Annotated in this window: 18 protein-coding genes and 5 tRNA genes; 5 read left to right on the plus strand and 18 right to left on the minus strand. The window is 62.6% G+C overall.

The window, feature by feature from the left end; translation table 11 throughout:
• Positions 1-155 precede the first annotated feature (155 nt).
• Positions 156-2,594, plus strand: coding sequence for a DNA polymerase II (locus tag ACB032_RS05085; RefSeq protein WP_371137493.1), 2,439 nt, complete (start codon positions 156-158; stop codon positions 2,592-2,594).
• 114 nt (positions 2,595-2,708) lie between these two features.
• Here ACB032_RS05085 and ACB032_RS05090 read toward each other — a convergent pair.
• From ACB032_RS05090 to ACB032_RS05120, 7 genes are all read right to left on the minus strand, one after another.
• Positions 2,709-2,785 (minus strand) — tRNA-Val (locus tag ACB032_RS05090).
• Between the two features lie 38 nt (positions 2,786-2,823).
• Positions 2,824-2,900: transfer RNA gene (locus ACB032_RS05095), tRNA-Val, on the minus strand.
• Between the two features lie 121 nt (positions 2,901-3,021).
• A tRNA-Val gene (locus tag ACB032_RS05100) sits at positions 3,022-3,098 on the minus strand.
• Between the two features lie 17 nt (positions 3,099-3,115).
• Positions 3,116-3,192: transfer RNA gene (locus ACB032_RS05105), tRNA-Val, on the minus strand.
• 12 nt (positions 3,193-3,204) lie between these two features.
• Positions 3,205-3,281: transfer RNA gene (locus ACB032_RS05110), tRNA-Val, on the minus strand.
• A gap of 160 nt (positions 3,282-3,441) precedes the next feature.
• The gene (locus ACB032_RS05115) at positions 3,442-4,821 is read right to left on the minus strand and encodes an MATE family efflux transporter (protein WP_011705975.1); all 1,380 of its coding nucleotides are present in this window, start codon (positions 4,819-4,821) and stop codon (positions 3,442-3,444) included.
• 146 nt (positions 4,822-4,967) lie between these two features.
• The gene (locus ACB032_RS05120; protein WP_005301307.1) at positions 4,968-5,174 is read right to left on the minus strand and encodes a YaeP family protein; all 207 of its coding nucleotides are present in this window, start codon (positions 5,172-5,174) and stop codon (positions 4,968-4,970) included.
• Between the two features lie 130 nt (positions 5,175-5,304).
• Here ACB032_RS05120 and ACB032_RS05125 point away from each other — a divergent pair, with 130 nt between their 5' ends.
• Entirely contained in the window at positions 5,305-5,922 is a 618-nt protein-coding gene (locus tag ACB032_RS05125; RefSeq protein WP_324016664.1) for a riboflavin synthase subunit alpha, read from the plus strand.
• A gap of 89 nt (positions 5,923-6,011) precedes the next feature.
• Here the strand turns inward: ACB032_RS05125 and ACB032_RS05130 are convergent, their stop codons facing one another.
• The 4 genes from ACB032_RS05130 to ACB032_RS05145 all read right to left on the minus strand — a co-directional run bounded on the left by ACB032_RS05130 (position 6,012) and on the right by ACB032_RS05145 (position 9,428).
• Positions 6,012-6,215 (minus strand): CPXCG motif-containing cysteine-rich protein, encoded by a 204-nt coding sequence (locus tag ACB032_RS05130; RefSeq protein ID WP_005301298.1) that lies wholly within the window; start codon positions 6,213-6,215, stop codon positions 6,012-6,014.
• A gap of 269 nt (positions 6,216-6,484) precedes the next feature.
• Complete coding sequence (hxpB, locus tag ACB032_RS05135) at positions 6,485-7,144, minus strand: hexitol phosphatase HxpB (RefSeq protein ID WP_371137494.1); 660 nt, start codon at positions 7,142-7,144, stop codon at positions 6,485-6,487.
• Positions 7,145-7,273: 129 nt separating this feature from the next.
• Positions 7,274-8,452, minus strand: a complete 1,179-nt coding sequence (gene purT / locus ACB032_RS05140) for a formate-dependent phosphoribosylglycinamide formyltransferase (protein WP_324016662.1) — start codon at positions 8,450-8,452, stop codon at positions 7,274-7,276.
• Between the two features lie 85 nt (positions 8,453-8,537).
• A complete protein-coding gene (locus tag ACB032_RS05145) occupies positions 8,538-9,428 on the minus strand; it encodes a DMT family transporter (protein WP_252452353.1) in 891 nt (296 codons plus the stop codon).
• Positions 9,429-9,653: 225 nt separating this feature from the next.
• On the opposite strand from ACB032_RS05145, the gene ACB032_RS05150 reads away from it, so the two are divergent.
• On the plus strand, positions 9,654-10,241 hold the full coding sequence (locus tag ACB032_RS05150) for an FMN-dependent NADH-azoreductase (protein ID WP_026080124.1): 588 nt from the start codon (positions 9,654-9,656) through the stop codon (positions 10,239-10,241).
• Positions 10,242-10,337: 96 nt separating this feature from the next.
• Here the strand turns inward: ACB032_RS05150 and ACB032_RS05155 are convergent, their stop codons facing one another.
• The 4 genes from ACB032_RS05155 to ACB032_RS05170 form a co-directional block, all read right to left on the minus strand.
• Positions 10,338-10,517, minus strand: coding sequence for a hypothetical protein (locus ACB032_RS05155; protein WP_039214394.1), 180 nt, complete (start codon positions 10,515-10,517; stop codon positions 10,338-10,340).
• 163 nt (positions 10,518-10,680) lie between these two features.
• The gene (locus ACB032_RS05160) at positions 10,681-10,869 is read right to left on the minus strand and encodes a DUF4250 domain-containing protein (RefSeq protein ID WP_016350843.1); all 189 of its coding nucleotides are present in this window, start codon (positions 10,867-10,869) and stop codon (positions 10,681-10,683) included.
• A complete protein-coding gene (locus ACB032_RS05165; protein WP_016350842.1) occupies positions 10,866-11,336 on the minus strand; it encodes a MarR family winged helix-turn-helix transcriptional regulator in 471 nt (156 codons plus the stop codon). The genes ACB032_RS05160 and ACB032_RS05165 overlap by 4 nt, the downstream gene beginning before the upstream one ends.
• A 168-nt stretch (positions 11,337-11,504) precedes the next feature.
• Positions 11,505-12,719, minus strand: a complete 1,215-nt coding sequence (locus ACB032_RS05170) for a UPF0149 family protein (RefSeq protein WP_371137495.1) — start codon at positions 12,717-12,719, stop codon at positions 11,505-11,507.
• 212 nt (positions 12,720-12,931) lie between these two features.
• Here ACB032_RS05170 and ACB032_RS05175 point away from each other — a divergent pair, with 212 nt between their 5' ends.
• Both ACB032_RS05175 and ACB032_RS05180 read left to right on the plus strand, forming a co-directional pair.
• Complete coding sequence (locus ACB032_RS05175) at positions 12,932-13,804, plus strand: S1 RNA-binding domain-containing protein (protein WP_039214397.1); 873 nt, start codon at positions 12,932-12,934, stop codon at positions 13,802-13,804.
• Positions 13,805-14,116 carry a DUF1289 domain-containing protein gene (locus ACB032_RS05180; RefSeq protein WP_201973768.1) on the plus strand — a complete coding sequence of 104 codons (312 nt, stop codon included), beginning with the start codon at positions 13,805-13,807 and terminating at the stop codon, positions 14,114-14,116.
• Between the two features lie 41 nt (positions 14,117-14,157).
• Here ACB032_RS05180 and ACB032_RS05185 read toward each other — a convergent pair whose 3' ends face one another.
• The 3 genes from ACB032_RS05185 to ACB032_RS05195 all read right to left on the minus strand — a co-directional run bounded on the left by ACB032_RS05185 (position 14,158) and on the right by ACB032_RS05195 (position 15,872).
• A complete protein-coding gene (locus tag ACB032_RS05185; RefSeq protein WP_016350838.1) occupies positions 14,158-14,481 on the minus strand; it encodes an HI1450 family dsDNA-mimic protein in 324 nt (107 codons plus the stop codon).
• A gap of 297 nt (positions 14,482-14,778) precedes the next feature.
• Positions 14,779-15,486 (minus strand): monofunctional biosynthetic peptidoglycan transglycosylase, encoded by a 708-nt coding sequence (gene mtgA, locus ACB032_RS05190; protein ID WP_113995313.1) that lies wholly within the window; start codon positions 15,484-15,486, stop codon positions 14,779-14,781.
• A 59-nt stretch (positions 15,487-15,545) separates the two neighbouring features.
• Complete coding sequence (locus tag ACB032_RS05195) at positions 15,546-15,872, minus strand: HI1450 family dsDNA-mimic protein (RefSeq protein WP_016350836.1); 327 nt, start codon at positions 15,870-15,872, stop codon at positions 15,546-15,548.
• Positions 15,873-15,934: the final 62 nt, after the last annotated feature.

Raw genomic sequence — 15,934 nt, forward strand, 5'->3', positions numbered from 1 at the left:
TTGGATGAATGGCATGGCGCATAAAGCTGCCACTCTGGCCGAGCTTACCAGTTTGCGGTGCGACTCGCAGCCTGGCGTGGCCATGGCGGCTGGGCGTGCCGATTGCAGCAAAGCACTGTATGAACGTACAATACTCCCATTTCCATGTTGATCCGATGACTTGCATGACCGATCACTCGCCCATCCCATCCACTACACCACCGCGAGACGGCTTCATCCTGACCCGTCACGGGCGGGATGTGCGCGGCCGCAATGGACATGGCGAACGCACCGAGATCGTGATGTGGCTCTGGAGCGAGCAGGGGCCGGTACGGGTGGTGGTGCCGGGGCAGGAGCCGGTCTTCTTCCTGCCCCAGAGCCATATGGAAGAAGCCGCCGAGCTGTTCAAGGGGGCGGGGGTGAGCGGGCGGTTTCGCCGCTTGCCGATGCACACCTTCGATGGCCGCGCCGTGGTGGGGTGCTACTTTGCCACCTTGAGCGCCTTTCACCGCGCCATCGAGCTGCTGCTCATCCGTGGGCTGGAGCACTTCGAGGCGGATATTCGGCTGCCGGAGCGCTATCTGATGGAGCGTTTCATCACCGCCGGCGTGCGCTTCGAGGGGCGTACCCTCAAGAAAGGGGGCAAGCACGGATACTGGGAAGTAAACGATGCGCGCTGCGCACCGCAGGCGGTGACGCCGACCCTCTCCTGGGTATCCCTCGACGTAGAGTGTGCCATGGACGGGGCGCTGTTCTCGGTGGGACTCTACAGCGAACAGGATGCGCGGGTCATCATGATCGGTACGCCGGAGGCGGATGCCGACAGCTGGGGGACCCAGGTCGAGTGGGTGGCGGACGAGAGCGCCCTGCTGAGTGCGCTGGAGCGCTGGTTTGTGCGGCACAACCCGGATCTGGTCATCGGCTGGAACGTGGTCAACTTCGACTTTCGCCTGCTGCTGCGCCGCGCCGAGCTCAACAAGCGGCGGCTGCGGCTGGGGCGCGGCCACGAGCTCTGCTTCTGGCGCTCATCGCGCAATGATCCCCAGAGCGGCAGCGTCATCATTCCCGGTCGCATGGTGCTCGATGGCATCGATACCCTGAAGAGCGCCACCTGGCAGTTCCCGAGCTACAGCCTGGATGCGGTGGCGAGCGAGTTGCTCGGCCGTGGCAAGGATATCGAGGACGTGGCCAACCGGGGGGAGAAGATCACCGAGCTGTTCCACTCCGACAAGGAGGCGCTGGCCCGCTACAACCTGGAAGATTGCAAGCTGGTGTGGGAGATCTTCGATTTCTGCCACCTGATCCCCTTTGCCATCGAGCGCGCCTCCCTCACCGGCCTTGAGCTGGACCGGGTGGGGGGCTCGGTGGCGGCATTTACCAACCTCTACCTGCCGCGGCTGCATCGCGGTGGCTACGTGGCCCCCAATCTGCCGGCCGACGGCGGGCTGGCGAGTCCCGGCGGCTATGTGATGGACTCCAAACCCGGCCTCTATCGCCACGTGCTGGTGCTCGATTTCAAGAGCCTCTATCCCAGCATCATTCGCACCTTCTGCATCGATCCCATGGGGCTCATCGAGGGGCTGCAGCATCCCGAGCACGCCATTGCGGGCTTTCGCGGCGCCATGTTCTCCCGCGAGCGGCACTTCCTGCCGGATCTCATCGCTACTCTGTGGGCGGCGCGGGATCGGGCCAAGGCCGCCAGCAACAAGGCGCTCTCCCAGGCCATCAAGATCATCATGAACTCCTTCTATGGGGTGCTGGGCTCGGGGGGATGCCGCTTCTACGACCCGCGGCTTGCCTCCTCCATCACCTTGCGCGGTCACGGCATCATGCAGCAGACCCGGGAGTGGATCGAAGGGGAGGGCTTCGAGGTGATCTATGGCGACACCGATTCCACCTTCGTGCACCTGGGGCGGGATGCCAGCCCCGAGCAGGCGGACGAGATTGGCCGGCGGCTGGCGAAGATGATCAACAACAACTGGGCGGCACTGATCACGCGCGAGTTCGATTTGCCGAGCTATCTGGAGATCCAGTACGAGACCCACTATCGCCGCTTCCTGATGCCCACCATTCGCGGGCTGGAGAAGGGGAGCAAGAAGCGCTATGCCGGATTGGTGGCGGGCCATCAGGCAGGTGAAGAGGAGCAACTGGTGTTCAAGGGGCTCGAATCGGTGCGCACCGACTGGACGCCCCTTGCCAAGGCGTTTCAGACCCGCCTCTATGAAATGGTGTTTCACGACCAGGATCCCAGCGGCTATGTGCGCACCATGGTGGACGAGACCCGGGCCGGCCAGCACGACGAGTTGTTGGTTTATCGCAAGCGGCTGCGCCAAAAACTCGAGGAGTATCAGAAGAACGTGCCACCCCATGTGCGGGCGGCGCGTCTGGCGGACGAGGAGAACCTGCGCCGTGGCCTGCCCCAGCGCTACCAGCATCGGGGCTCCATCGCCTACCTGATGACCCTCAATGGCCCCGAGCCGCTGGAATACCGGCGCAGCGCCATCGACTACGAGCACTACATCGACAAGCAGTTAAGGCCCATTGCCGATGCGATCCTCCCCTTTATCGGCGAGTCGTTCGAGCGGATCTGCGGCCAGCAGCTCGATCTCTTTTAAGCTGTGTGGAGTTGGCGGGGAGGTTGGCCTGCTAGGCACGATTGAGCGTATGGCGGGTGAGGAGTCAGCAGGGGAAATACAAAAAGCCCGCTCGAGGAGCGGGCTTTTCTAATCTGGTGCGTCCTAGTGGATTCGAACCACCGACCCCCACCATGTCAAGGTGATGCTCTAACCAGCTGAGCTAAGGACGCAGGGTGCGCAAGGCGACTTTAATCTGATTGCAGGGAAGTGGTGGGTTTAATTGGATTCGAACCAACGACCCCTACCATGTCAAGGTAGTGCTCTAACCAACTGAGCTATAAACCCACATCTGTGTTCAATTGGATTCGAACCAACGACATCGCCTACGCCATGTCAAAGTACTGTTCTAACCAACTGAGCTATAAGCCTGTATCAAACTTATATCTGCAATATATTCAAGCTGTTATGGTGCGTCCTAGTGGATTCGAACCACCGACCCCCACCATGTCAAGGTGATGCTCTAACCAGCTGAGCTAAGGACGCATAACAGGTTTCCATGATGGTGCGTCCTAGTGGATTCGAACCACCGACCCCCACCATGTCAAGGTGGTGCTCTAACCAGCTGAGCTAAGGACGCATCACGGAAAAGTGGTGGGTTTAATTGGATTCGAACCAACGACCCCTACCATGTCAAGGTAGTGCTCTAACCAACTGAGCTATAAACCCACTTTGCAAACCGGGTCAGAAACCCGTTTCACCACACCAGCACTGCTGGCGTGGTCGGCATACTACCCATGCCCCCCAAGGCTGTCAACAGGCCGCACGCACAAAGCAGACTGTTTGCCCAGTTCTTGCGCAGCCTGTTGATTTTGCAGGCGAGTTTGCCCTATTGCGCCTTGGAGAGGGCGCTACAGGCCTCCGGGCTGGCAAAGCGGCCATAGATATGACGCAGGCGGGCACCCAGCATCAGAGCGGCGCCGGTCAGGCCGACGATGAAACCGATCCAGAAGCCCTGCGGCCCCATGCGCGGCACCAGCCAGTCGGTCAGCCCCAGGATCATGCCGGTGGGCAGCCCCAGTCCCCAGTAGGCGACGATGGTGACGTAGAAGATCGCCTTGGTGTCCTTGTAACCACGCAGGGCGGCTGCGGCCACCACCTGCACCGAGTCGGAGATCTGATAGATGGCGGCGAAGAACAGCAGTATGGCCGCGAGGGTGATCACCTGCAGGTCGTCGGTGTAGATACTGGCGATATGCTCGCGCAGCAGCACGGTGAGGGCGGCGGTACCGGCAGCCACCGCCATGCCCAGCATCAGGCCGGTGCGGGCGGCGACGCGGGCGTGCTCGGGCTGACCCTCGCCGATGCTGTGGCCGACCCGGATGGTGACACCCACCCCAATCGACAAGGGCAGCATAAACACCAGGCTGGAGAAGTTGAGGGCTATCTGGTGGCTCGCCACCGTCTCCGCCCCGAAGGGGGCCAGCATCAGCGCCACCACGGTAAACAGGGTCACCTCGCAGAAGATGGCCATGGCGATGGGGAAGCCCAACCGGAAAAGGCGCCAGATCCGGCTGCCGTTGGGGCGGGCGAGCCGGGAGAAGAGGTTGATCTCCTTGAAGTGGGAGGAGAGCTTCACATAGACGATCATCGCCAGCAGCATGGCCCACAGCACGATGGCGGTGGCCACACCGCAGCCGACCCCGCCGAGCTTGGGCATGCCGAGGTGGCCGTGGATGAAGACATAGTTGGCGGGGATGTTGACCGCCAGCCCCACGAAGCCGATCACCATGGTCGGCATGGTGTGGGAGAGTCCCTCGCTGAAGTTGCGCAGCACCTGGAACAGCACGAAGGCGGGCAGGCCCCACATGATGGCGTGCAAAAAGCCGGTGGTCTTGGCGGCCATGACGGGATCCACCTTCATCAGGTGCAGCGCCAACGGGCTGAAATAGAGCGCCAGCATGGCGATCGGGATCACCATCAGCGCCAGCCAGAAGCCCTGATGCACGGCGGGACGTACCTCGTCCCGCTTGCGGGCCCCGTTGAGCTGGGAGACGATGGGGGTGAGCGCCATGATGATGCCCTGGGTCAGCAAGATGATCGGCAGCCAGAAACTGGAGGCCACCGACACCGCCGCCAGATCCACGGCGCTGACTTGGCCCGCCATCACGGTATCGACGAAGCTCATGGCGACCTGGGCCACCTGGGCCACCAGAATGGGACTGGCTAGACGAACGAGTTGCCTCGCCTCGGACCAATAACGTTGCACTGACACCTCCGAGTGGATCAGATAAAGCGTAAAAAGAGCGGGTAGCGGAAAGAGCCTTTGCACTCCCGAAACGGGAATGCAAAGTGCGGGGGGGTCATTCTAGCCTGAAATTCATCCGGGACGAAACGTTTGGCACAAGGGCCGGATCAGGCGTCTTCGTGATCGCTGATCAGCAGGTTGGCGGCGGCGTAGGCGGCCTGTTCGCGCAGATCCGCCGGCACCCGCTCGTCCGATGCCACGGCGTTGAGCGCCCTGATGGTGGCGGCAATGGCCTGCGGCACATAACCCTGCTCCCCGGAGCCAATCTGGTTGTAGGCGATGCGAATGGCTTCACAGCATTGATATACCTGCATTTTTATTTCCTTGTCAGCGCTGGTTTGAATGCCGTCACTATAGCGATCGGCCGCCCGCTTGTCAGCCAGCGCGCTTGTCTGGGGCCCGGGGCGAGGTTACCCTGCCTTTTTTCGTAGCAGGAGACGAGACATGTTCACCGGCATAGTACAGGGGACCGCCGAACTGGTGGCCATCGACGAGCTGCCCAACTTTCGTACCCACGTGATCCGCATGCCGAGCCTGGCCTGGGGTGAGGGGCTGGCGCTGGGCGCCTCCGTGGCCCACAACGGCTGCTGCCTGACCGTCACCCGGGTCGAGGGGGAGCTGGTCAGCTTCGATCTGATGCAGGAGACCCTGCGCCTCACCAACCTCGGCCAGCTGCAGCCGGGGGACAAGGTCAACGTGGAGCGGGCCGCCCGCTTTGGCGACGAGATTGGCGGCCACGCCATGTCCGGCCATATCATGGGCACCGCGCAGGTGGTGTCGGTCATCGACACTCCCAACAACCGGCAGGTATGGTATCGCCTCGCCCCAACGCTGATGAAATACGTGCTGACCAAGGGTTACATCGGCATCGACGGCATCAGCCTCACCGTGGGGGAAGTGCGCGGCAACGAGTTCTGCGTCAATCTCATTCCCGAGACGCTGGCCCGCACCAACCTGGGTTGGGTCAAAGCCGGCTGGCACACCAACATCGAGATTGATCCCCAGACCCAGACCATCGTCGACACGGTGGAGCGGGTACTGGCGGCCCGTCAGCCGGGGTAAGCTGACCAACGCGCTCTTAGGGATTTGTCATTGAAAAGGGCCTGCATCATGCAGGCCCTTGGCGATCTGGTGGGTGGGTTCACTCGCAGTCAGAACATCTGTTCGTCGTCTGCGTCCACAAACAGTTGCAGGCAGTCGCGCGCCTCATCCCGGTGCAGTCGCAGATGGATGGGGTTGCAGCAGGCCATGCAATCCTCGTAGAACTCCTGATCCCCCTGGCTGGCATCCAGCTCGACCCGGGTATGATGGCCACAGTGGGGGCAGACGATGCGCTTGCTGGTGTACTCGATCATGATGACCTCCTCGGGCCCGTGGGCCGCCTATCTCCCCTGATTCTAGTTGGTTCGCACTATCCTGACCGCGAGCAAGCGCACGTTTATGACCGGGATCAAGGGAGGCAGGAGGTCACTCCGGCAGCACCTGCGTGCTGTTTACTTGACCCAGTTGGCCAGCATCTCGGCATCCAGCTCGGTGAGCGAGCGTAGCTGATGATCGGCAATGGCCAGACGGGGATCACCCACTAATGCAGGGTGCATGGGAACGATCAGCGCCTGTTTGTTGTTTATTTGGTCCAGTTGGCCAGCATCTTGGCATCCAGCTCGGTGAGCGAGCGTAGCTGATGATCGGCGATGGCCAGACGGGGATCGCCCACCAGCGCGGGGTCCGGCACGATCAGCGCGGTCATGGAGGCCGCCTTGGCCGCCAGCAGGCCGGTGAAGCTGTCCTCGATGGCCAGGCAATGCACCGGCTCCACTCCCAGCTTCTCGGCGGCGTGGATATAAACATCCGGGTGTGGCTTGCCGAAGCGCTCCACCTCGGCGGAGTGAACCGCCAGGAAGCGATCGCGAATGCCGAGCTTGCCGAGCACCGCTTCCACCATGGCGAAGGGGGAGGAGGTCGCCAGACCCACTTTAAGGCCCTGGGCCTCGATGAGATCGAGCGCCTCCAGTACGCCGGCCTTGGCCTGACCTTCGGAGAGGATCAGCGCGTTGACCCGATCCAGGATGCGCTGCACCACCTCTTCCTGGCTGGGGCCACTCCAGGGGCGCAGGCGATACCAGTGGGCCACCAGCTGATCGATGCGCACGCCGATGGTCGATTCGCAATCTTCCACCGTGTGGGGATGGCCCAGCTCGGAGAACACGGCCATCTGGGCCCGTTGCCAAAAGGGTTCCGAGTCGATCAGAACACCATCCATATCGAAGATCACGGCAGTTAACATCTTGTACTCCTGACATAGGTGAAGGGGGGGATTATAAGCGAGGCGCCTCAATGCAAAAGGGGCATTGCCATGCCCCTTGCGCCGGATCACGCAGGCAAACGTTTGTTTGTGCGAGACAAAAAACAGCGGTCAGAAAATCACGTCCACCCTGGCGGCCACGGCTTTGGCCTGCTCGACCGCCTCACGGCAATCTTCAGCCCGGGCCAGTGCCACGCCGAGACGGCGGCGACCGGCGATCTCCGGCTTGCCAAACAGCCGCAATTGGGCGCCCGGCACCAGGGCCAGCGCCTCGCCAATCCCCTGATAACGGATATCCTGGCTGTGCCCTTCGCGCAGCACCACGGCGGAGGCGCTCGGCCCGTACTGGGTGATGGTGCCGATGGGCAGCCCCAGAATGGCGCGCACATGCAGGGCGAATTCGGAGAGATCCTGGGAGATGAGGGTTACCATGCCGGTGTCGTGGGGGCGCGGCGACACTTCGCTGAACCACACCTCGTCACCCTTGATGAAGAGCTCGACCCCGAACAGGCCGTAACCACCGAGGGCCTCGACCACCTTGGCGGCGACTTCTTTGGAGCGGGCCAGTGCCAGCTCGCTCATGGTCTGTGGCTGCCAGGATTCGCGGTAGTCGCCATCTTCCTGCCGATGGCCGATGGGCTGGCAGAAGTGGATGCCGTCGACGGCACGTACCGTGAGCAGGGTGATCTCGTACTCGAAGGGGACGAAGCCCTCGACGATCACCTTGCCACGACCGGCGCGACCGCCCTCCTGGGCATAGGTCCAGCTCTCGTCAAGGTTGGCGAGGTCCCGCAGCACGCTCTGGCCCTTGCCGGACGAGCTCATCACCGGCTTCACCACGCAGGGCAGGCCGATGGTGTCAACGGCGGCGACGAACTCCTCCTTGCTCTGGGCAAAGCGGTAGGGGGAGGTGGGCAGGTCCAGCGTCTCGGCGGCGAGGCGGCGGATCCCCTCCCGGTTCATGGTGAGCTGGGTGGCGCGGGCGTTCGGTACCACCTTGACCCCTTCCTGCTCCAGGGCGGCCAGGGTATCGGTGGCGATGGCTTCAAGCTCGGGGATGATCAGATCCGGTTTGACCTCGTTGACCAGGGCGCGCAGGGCGGCGCCGTCCAGCATGTCCAGCACATGGGCTCTGTGCGCCACCTGCATGGCGGGGGCATCGGCATAGCGGTCGGCGGCGATCACCTCGATGCCGAAGCGTTGCAGCTCGATGGCGACCTCCTTGCCAAGTTCGCCGGAGCCCAGCAGCAGGGCGCGGGTGGCGCCGGGGCGGGTAGCGGTTCCAAACATGTGATCTCTCCTGATGTCGTGAGTGACGGTTGATGGCCGCTATTGCGCGAATAGCGGGCAAAAAAAGAGGCACGCATGGCGTACCTCAGGAAACGGATTTGTGGGCGCGCTGCTCCAGATGGGTGAGCAGGGTGATGGCGCCGATGATGATGGCGGCCCCGAGCCACAGTCGGCCGGGCGGCGCCCAGCCAAACACCAGCCAGCCGGCCAGCACGTTCATCGGCAGCTTGGCAAAATCAAAGGGTTGTACGAACGAGGCCTCGGCCACGCTGTAGGCGCGGGCGATGGACATCTGGGCCAGTGCCGACAGCACGCCGGAGGCAGCCACCAGCAGCCACTGGGTTTCGCTCGGCCACTGCCACTCCGGCAGCGCCAGCATGGCGTTGAACGGGGTGCTGAAGATGAGCAGGTAGACGACGATGGTGTGGGACGACTCGCTCGCCGCCTGATAGCGCACCAGCAAGGAGTAGCCGGCCCAGAACAGCGCCGCCGCCACCGGCAGCAGCGAGGCCCAGCTGAAATCGTCGGTCCAGGGGGCCAGGATCAGCATGGCGCCGACAAAACCGGCTAGGGTCGCCATAATGCGGGCCCGGCTCACCTGCTCTTTGAGAAAGAGCGCAGAGCCCAGGGTGGCAAACAGTGGCGACGTCATCAGCAGCGCTATCCCTTGCCAGATGGGCACGGGCACCGCCAGCGCCCACAGCCAGAACTGGATGCCGACCACCGCCAGGGCGACCCGCAGCAGGTGCAGCCGCAGCTGGTTGGTCATCAGCGATTGGCGCAGACCGTGCCGAATGAGCCAGGGCAGCAGGCAGACCAGGGCAATCAGATATTGATGGAAGGCGACCTGGGTCGAAGGAAGGCCGAGCTTGAAGCTGACATACTGGCTCAGGCTGTTGACGGCGGCGAAGCAGAGGCCCGCTACCATCATCCAGACTGCACCGGCAAAGGGAGAGTGCCTGCGCGAGGGTGTCATGGGATCCGGAACGCTGAAAAAAGTGCGGCGGATCATAACGGCAATCGTTTGTTCTGCCAAGCCTTGGCGGGGCGGAGGAGCGGTGGCTGGCGAGAGAGTGAGCTAACATCAAATATTTTGAATAAGTTGAGCATCTATTTTCGCTATCTGTATAGAAGCCCAATGTTTAGAGTGACCTCCATCGACAGCACCGCTGTTCAACCGACAACCAAATGGAGTTTCACCATGGCCAATATCCTCGTACTCAAGTCCAGCATCCTGGGCCAATATTCCCAATCCAACGCCCTGATCGACGGCTTCCTGGCCGACCATCCGTCCGACACCGTCACCGTGCGTGATCTGGCGTCCCTGAACCTGCCGGTGCTGGATGGCGAGCTGGCCATGGGCCTGCGCGGTGGTGAGAACCTCAATGAGCGTCAGCTGGCCGTGCTGGCCCAGTCCGACGAGCTGGTTGCCGAATTGAAGGCAAGCGATCTGGTGGTGATTGCCGCCCCCATGTACAACTTCAACATCCCGACCCAGCTGAAAAACTGGATCGATCTGGTAGCCCGCGCCGGCGTCACCTTCCGTTACACCGAAACCGGTCCGGTCGGCCTGGTGGAAAACACCCGCGCCCTGGTGATCAGCCCCCGTGGCGGCATGCACGTCGGCAGCGCCACCGATCTGGTAACCCCCTACATGCGTACCGTGCTGGGCTTCATCGGCATCAAGGATGTGGATTTCATCTACGCCGAAGGCATGGGCATGGGCCCGGATGCCCAGGCCAAGGGCATCGAGCAGGCCAAAGGCCAGCTGGAGACCCTGGCACTCTGATCAAGACGGCACTTTGCCAGGCGTCAGAAAGCGACAACGCAGCCCTCGGGCTGCGTTGTCTGTTTTGGGGCCTTGTGGCGAATGGGGCCGGGCAGGTCAATCCCGCAGAAAGCGGCGACAGCCGCTGCCGACCATCAGGCAGACCGCCACCAGGGAGCCCAGCAGCAGGGTGGTGAGCCACTGCTCGGCGCTGTCGGGCAGGCGCGGTGACAAGAGGCTGATCATCAGCAGGGCACAGAGGGTGATCAGGCTGGTCGGGCGGGTCAGGAACATCATGGGTCATCCTTGGCTGCGGCTGGTGAATAGAAGGCTAACCGCGGTCTGTGACAGCAAGATGTATCCGTACCTCTTGCCGCAGGTCAGTTGACCGGGGTAGCCATCACCATAGCAGCTTTTGCCGCCGGAGCCAGCGGCATGGGCCGGGTTGTGATCCGGATCCCTATCTGAACTGTTTCTGATCTTCCTGATAGTGGAAATCACCGCTGGCCAGCCTGGCGACCAGCGCCGCCTTGTCGAGATCCTGCGCCTTGCAGAGATCATCGAGATCATCGAAGCGATCACGCAGCTGCATGTTGACCAGGCTCAGCAGCATGTTGACGTCCATGGTGGCAAAGTTGTTCAGGTTCATGAGGGGCGCTCGCTATCCAGCAGGTGAAGTTGTTCGATGGCGTCGCTGACGCTTTGCAGGTGCAGGCGAATGGATTGGCGCGCCTCGGCCGGCAGGTAGTCGGTGAGGGTGTGCTGCCAGCTGCCCGCTTCGGTCTTGAGCTGTTGGAACAGGGTGAGCCCCGCCTGGGTGAAGGAAACCAGGCTGACCCGCTTGTCGTGCTCGCTGCTCTCGGTAAAGAGGATCCCTTTCTCCACCAGTCGGTGAATCTCGCGGGAGATCCGCACCTTGTCCATCCCGCTTGCCTCGACCAGCTCTTTCTGGCTGATGGGATAGTTGGGGCCGAGCACCATCATCAGGCGCCATTGGGGCACCGTCAGCTGATAGCGCTGCTGGTAAAACTGCTCAAAGGTGTCGCGCACCATCTCGGCGGCGTGAACCAGCTGATAGGGGGGATAGTGGGCAAGCAGCTCTATGATCTTTGACATATGACATCCTGCTGTGACGGCTGCATCGGGTGCAGTTTCTCTTGATACTTTGGCCTTGATGATACGTAACACAAGGCCGTTTGTCTGAACATGCACCAGAGAAATGTGCGGTTGCGCACGTCATCCGCCGCAACCGGGTCTGTTCGAGGCTGGTTTTGTGGCTGCGGCTCAGCCTTTGCGCAGCCAGATCAAGGCGTTGTGCTTGAGCCAGGCCTCGCGGCTTTGCAGGGTGTAGAGCGCCGCCTCGTCGCGACTGCCCGCCTGCCAGCTGTGGGGCTCCTGTTTGGGCAGCTTGCGCTGGCCCAGCAGACAGGCCGGCACATGGGCGTTGGCCTTGATGGCGGCGCTCAGCAGCGGCTGCGCAGCCTCGGCCCCCGCGCAGACGAACGTCATCAGCGCCTTGTTGTAGAGCAGCCAGCTGGAGGCCTCATCAAAGCGTACCAGCAGGTCCTGCAGCGCCTGCCACTCCCCTTGCAGGGCATAGAGGCTGGAGAGGGGATAGCGGCAACCCAGTTCGTCGGCCACGCACAGCTCGAGCAGCGCCAGATATTCGCTGCGCGCCTGTTCCAGCTGGCCGAGGCGCAGCAGACAGTCGGCCCGTCCGGCCCGGGCAGCCAGCAGCGGGCGCGCTTCGTGGGCGCTCCAGCCATGGCCGGCAATCTGCTGCCAGAAGGCGGCGTCGAACAGCGGCTCGGCGTCGGCGATCACCTTGTCAAACCAGCCGAGACGGCTGTGCGGATCGCGACTGGCATCGGCCAGTTCGAACCACTGCTGCCACTGCTCTGCCTGCTCGCTGTCCAGGGTCTGCTGCGTGCTTGGCACGGCCTGATACTCGTCCAGTTGCAGCAGCTGGTTGAGGGCGGTCTTCATGTTCTGGCGCTGGCGCTTGCAAAACTCCATGAAGGGGAGGTCACTGCCGGCGGCCGAGTGCAGCATCTGCGCCATGGGCTTGTCGCGAAACAGGCTCAGCTCGGCGGCCAGGCTGAAGCGGTACTGGGTGGTCGGGTCGTTCAGATCCTTGGGCTTGGGCCAGGTGGCAAAGCCCTGGCTGAAGCCGTAGCACCACTGACCGAGCGGGTGACTCTGCTCGAAGACCTGCTCCGGGTTCTCGGTGGAGAGGCGGCACTGGCTCGGCAGGGCGAGCTGGGCCTCATCGGCCTGGGCTTCCAGCTCGGCGATCAGATGGTGCAGCGCGTCGCGGCTCTTCTCATCCAGCTCGGCGTCATGGGGCAACAGACTGGCCAGCGGGGCCTGCCAGTCAGGGGCATCCGGCCCGACCAGGCGGGCGCACAAAAAGCCGTGCAGCGCCGGGTAGGTCATGTCCTGCCCACTGTGGGTCTGGATCCATTGATTGAGATGACGGGTACGAGTGGATGGATTCATCGACAGTTCCTCTGGATTTTGACAGCGGCGAAGTCTACCCAAAAGTGGGGTTATTTGCAGCTAAAGGGCGGCTGACTGGCGATTATATCGCCGTGACGCTGCCAAAAGGCCCTGAAAATCACCCGTGAACAGGGCAAGGGACTAGGCCCTGTTACCGCTCTTGGGGTAACATGCGCGCCCATACGGGCAATGAAAAATTGGCCATCCGGACAATGAAAGAAGAGAACACCATGCTACAGATTGGCAAGATGAACACCCTTACCGTAGTCGAGCTCGAAGAGCGCGGCGCCTGGCTTGCGGCCGACGAATATGGCGAGCTGCTGCTGCCCAAACGCCAACTGCCGGAAGGGGTGGCCGAAGGCAGTGAGGTCAAGGTCTTCCTCTATCTGGATGCCGACTGCGAGCCGGTGATCACCACCGACAAGCCGTTTGCCATGGTGGACGACATCGTCGGTCTCAAGGTGGTCAATGCCAACAAGATCGGCGCCTTCCTCGACTGGGGCATGAAGAAGGATCTGTTCGTGCCGACCCGTGAGCAGAACAAGCCGATGCAGGTGGGCCACGTCTATCTGGTGCGGCTGATGCTCGATCACGAGGGGCGCATGGTAGGCACCAGCCGCCTCGAGCGCTTCCTGCGCACCGACAAGCCCCCCTTCAAGGCGGGTGACGAAGTGACTGCCCTGCCCGGCGAGCGTACGCCACTCGGTATCAAGGCGATCGTCAACGGCGAATACGCCGGCATGCTGTTCAAGAACGAGGTGTTCGGCCGGGTGACCACGGGCCGGCCGCTGACCGCCTGGGTCAAGCAGGTGCGTGATGACGGCAAGCTGGACCTGACCCTGCAAAAGCCGGGCATGGCGCGGATGGACGATGCCGGTGAGCTGATCCTGGCCCGTCTCAAGAAGCAGGGCGGCAGCCTGGCGGTGGGTGACAAGAGCGAACCCGAGCTCATCTACAAGCTGCTCGGCATGAGCAAGGGCACCTTCAAGAAGGCCATCGGCGGCCTCTACAAGCAGGGCAAGATTGTGCTCGAGGATAACTGTATCACACTCGTGGCTGCCGATAACGCGCCGGATGGCGAATAAGTGCCGAGCCCCTGCATTGGCCATTGCCAGGCGAAAGATGGCCTCTGTCTTGGCTGCGGCCGTACCCTGACCGAGATAGGTCGCTGGTCCGCCATGGACAGTGATGCCCAGCTGGCGGTGATGGCACAGCTGGACGGTTCAACCAGCACCCACCGCTGCCCCGGCTGCGGTGAGCCGGCCTTTTGCGCCGTGTCAGCCGGCGCGACCATCACGGAGTGCTGGTGCAGCCAGTTGCCGGCCTTGCCCATGGGGGAGGCCAGCGCCTGCTGGTGCCGCCGCTGTCTGGTCAAGGCCATGGCGGCCCGCCCCTGAGGGGCTCTGCAGAAAAGAGAAAGGCGCCGAGGGCGCCTTTTTCATGCCTGTTGCTGGCGGTGCCAGCGCACATGGACATCGTGTTCATTGAGATGGCGGGGCAGCAGGAAGGTGGCAAAAATCACCTCAAACTCCTCCTGATGATCCAGCAAGCCGACCCACACCTCGACCCAGCGCTCCATGTCGACCGGCACACCGAGTTCGGCTGACCAGTCGGCGTTGGGCAGGGTCGCCTCGACGGCGCCACGCTGTTCGAACTCCAGGGTGATGTCGACGATTTGTTCGGGGGCCAGCATGTCTGCGGCCTGCTCAAGAAACTGATCATAGGCCCATTCGACCAGTTGATCGGGGGTACGCTGTTCCATGAAATCACTCCAGATACATCGAGGTTCGCTACTGTAGCAATTATTGGCGGTGGCGGCCAGACCAGTGGCCATGGTGCGCCAGGTCTGGGCAAGGACGCCGGCAAAGGGGTATGGTTGAAGGGGGATGGCCAAGGGAGAGGTGCCATGAAACGACGGACAAGGCGACAGCAGATCAAACGGCGGCGAGAGGCCTGGTGGTGGCACTATCTGCCGCTGCACCGGGGCACTATAGGTGGCCATCTGGGCCCGCCGGCAGACGATCCGGCCGCCAGTAGTTGAGCCTTGGCGGCCAGTTGGTCAATCGGCCTCATGCACCTTGTTGAGGGTGATCTGACCGAGTTGGCCCATCTGACGGCGGATCCAGGCCGAGCGCTGCTGAACGTAGGGCGAGGGAGGCTTGACCCGGTAGCGCCAGGGATTGGGCAGGGCGGCGGCCAGCAGGGAGGCCTCGTAGCGGGTCAGGCGGGCGGCCGGTTTACCGAAGTAGTGCTTGGCAGCGGCCTCGGCGCCGTAGATGCCGGGCCCGAACTCCACGATATTCAGGTACATCTCGAGGATGCGGGACTTGTCCCAGCCCAGCTCCATCAGCAGGGTGAACCAGGCCTCGATCCCCTTGCGCAGGAAGCTGCGATCGCTCCACATGAAGAGATTCTTGGCGGTCTGCTGGCTGAGGGTACTGGCGCCGCGCACCCGCTCGCTGTGCTGATTGTGCTTGAGCGCCGAGCTGATGGCATCCATGTCGAAGCCATTGTGTTCGGCAAAGCGTTGATCTTCGGCGGCGATCACGGCCAATTGCAGCTCGCGGGAGATCTGCTCGAGCGGCACCCAGTCGTGCTTCACCTCGGCCACCTTGGCCGGTGGAAACAGCGCCCGCTCGAGGCGCCAGGTCCACATGGGCGGATCGATGAAGCGCAGCAATGCCACCGAGACGATGGTGCTGAGCAGCGCCGCCAGCAGCAGTTTGCCGAGCCCGCTCAGCAGGCGTCTGGCGAGGGCGGGACGCACGGGGTCGGGCTCCGGTTCTGGCTCCCAGACGTAGTGGCTGGGATCATCGGGATCCGGAATTATTGGGGCAGCCATTCGATGTGGCAGAACTTCTCGTCAACACGGCGGGAGAGCAGCATGCGGGCGAACAGGTGCTCGTACTCTTCCTGCTCGTTGCCAAGCCCGATCCAGACTTCGGCATAGTCGGCGTCGCTGACTTCGAACCCGACATCCGCTTCCCAGTCATCGGCCGGATCGGTTTCCGCCAGCAGGCCGCGATCGTTGAACTCCTGATTGAAGCGGGCAATCTCCTGCTCCGGCAGGTTGTCGGAGGCCAGTTCCATGAAGAGTTCCAGAGCGGTGTCGAGCAGTTCCTCGACGCTGTGCATTTCGTCGTTCAAAGACATAAGCGGTCTGTTCCAGCTGAAAATAAAAGAAAAACCCCGTCGGTAAGGCCGGGCGGTGGCGC

The sequence above is a fragment of the Aeromonas sp. S5(2024) genome (assembly GCF_041403025.1).
In the GTDB taxonomy this organism is placed as follows: domain Bacteria; phylum Pseudomonadota; class Gammaproteobacteria; order Enterobacterales; family Aeromonadaceae; genus Aeromonas; species Aeromonas hydrophila.

What these genes read in the sequence shown, in the direction of transcription:
- ACB032_RS05085 (WP_371137493.1), top strand. Translation starts at nt 156, where the DNA reads ATGACTTGCATGACCGATCACTCGCCCATCCCATCCACTACACCACCG.
- ACB032_RS05120 (WP_005301307.1), bottom strand. Translation starts at nt 5,174, where the DNA reads ATGCAGGTATATCAATGCTGTGAAGCCATTCGCATCGCCTACAACCAG.
- ACB032_RS05125 (WP_324016664.1), top strand. Translation starts at nt 5,305, where the DNA reads ATGTTCACCGGCATAGTACAGGGGACCGCCGAACTGGTGGCCATCGAC.
- ACB032_RS05130 (WP_005301298.1), bottom strand. Translation starts at nt 6,215, where the DNA reads ATGATCGAGTACACCAGCAAGCGCATCGTCTGCCCCCACTGTGGCCAT.
- hxpB (WP_371137494.1), bottom strand. Translation starts at nt 7,144, where the DNA reads ATGTTAACTGCCGTGATCTTCGATATGGATGGTGTTCTGATCGACTCG.
- purT (WP_324016662.1), bottom strand. Translation starts at nt 8,452, where the DNA reads ATGTTTGGAACCGCTACCCGCCCCGGCGCCACCCGCGCCCTGCTGCTG.
- ACB032_RS05145 (WP_252452353.1), bottom strand. Translation starts at nt 9,428, where the DNA reads ATGACACCCTCGCGCAGGCACTCTCCCTTTGCCGGTGCAGTCTGGATG.
- ACB032_RS05150 (WP_026080124.1), top strand. Translation starts at nt 9,654, where the DNA reads ATGGCCAATATCCTCGTACTCAAGTCCAGCATCCTGGGCCAATATTCC.
- ACB032_RS05155 (WP_039214394.1), bottom strand. Translation starts at nt 10,517, where the DNA reads ATGATGTTCCTGACCCGCCCGACCAGCCTGATCACCCTCTGTGCCCTG.
- ACB032_RS05160 (WP_016350843.1), bottom strand. Translation starts at nt 10,869, where the DNA reads ATGAACCTGAACAACTTTGCCACCATGGACGTCAACATGCTGCTGAGC.
- ACB032_RS05165 (WP_016350842.1), bottom strand. Translation starts at nt 11,336, where the DNA reads ATGTCAAAGATCATAGAGCTGCTTGCCCACTATCCCCCCTATCAGCTG.
- ACB032_RS05170 (WP_371137495.1), bottom strand. Translation starts at nt 12,719, where the DNA reads ATGAATCCATCCACTCGTACCCGTCATCTCAATCAATGGATCCAGACC.
- ACB032_RS05175 (WP_039214397.1), top strand. Translation starts at nt 12,932, where the DNA reads ATGAAAGAAGAGAACACCATGCTACAGATTGGCAAGATGAACACCCTT.
- ACB032_RS05185 (WP_016350838.1), bottom strand. Translation starts at nt 14,481, where the DNA reads ATGGAACAGCGTACCCCCGATCAACTGGTCGAATGGGCCTATGATCAG.
- ACB032_RS05195 (WP_016350836.1), bottom strand. Translation starts at nt 15,872, where the DNA reads ATGTCTTTGAACGACGAAATGCACAGCGTCGAGGAACTGCTCGACACC.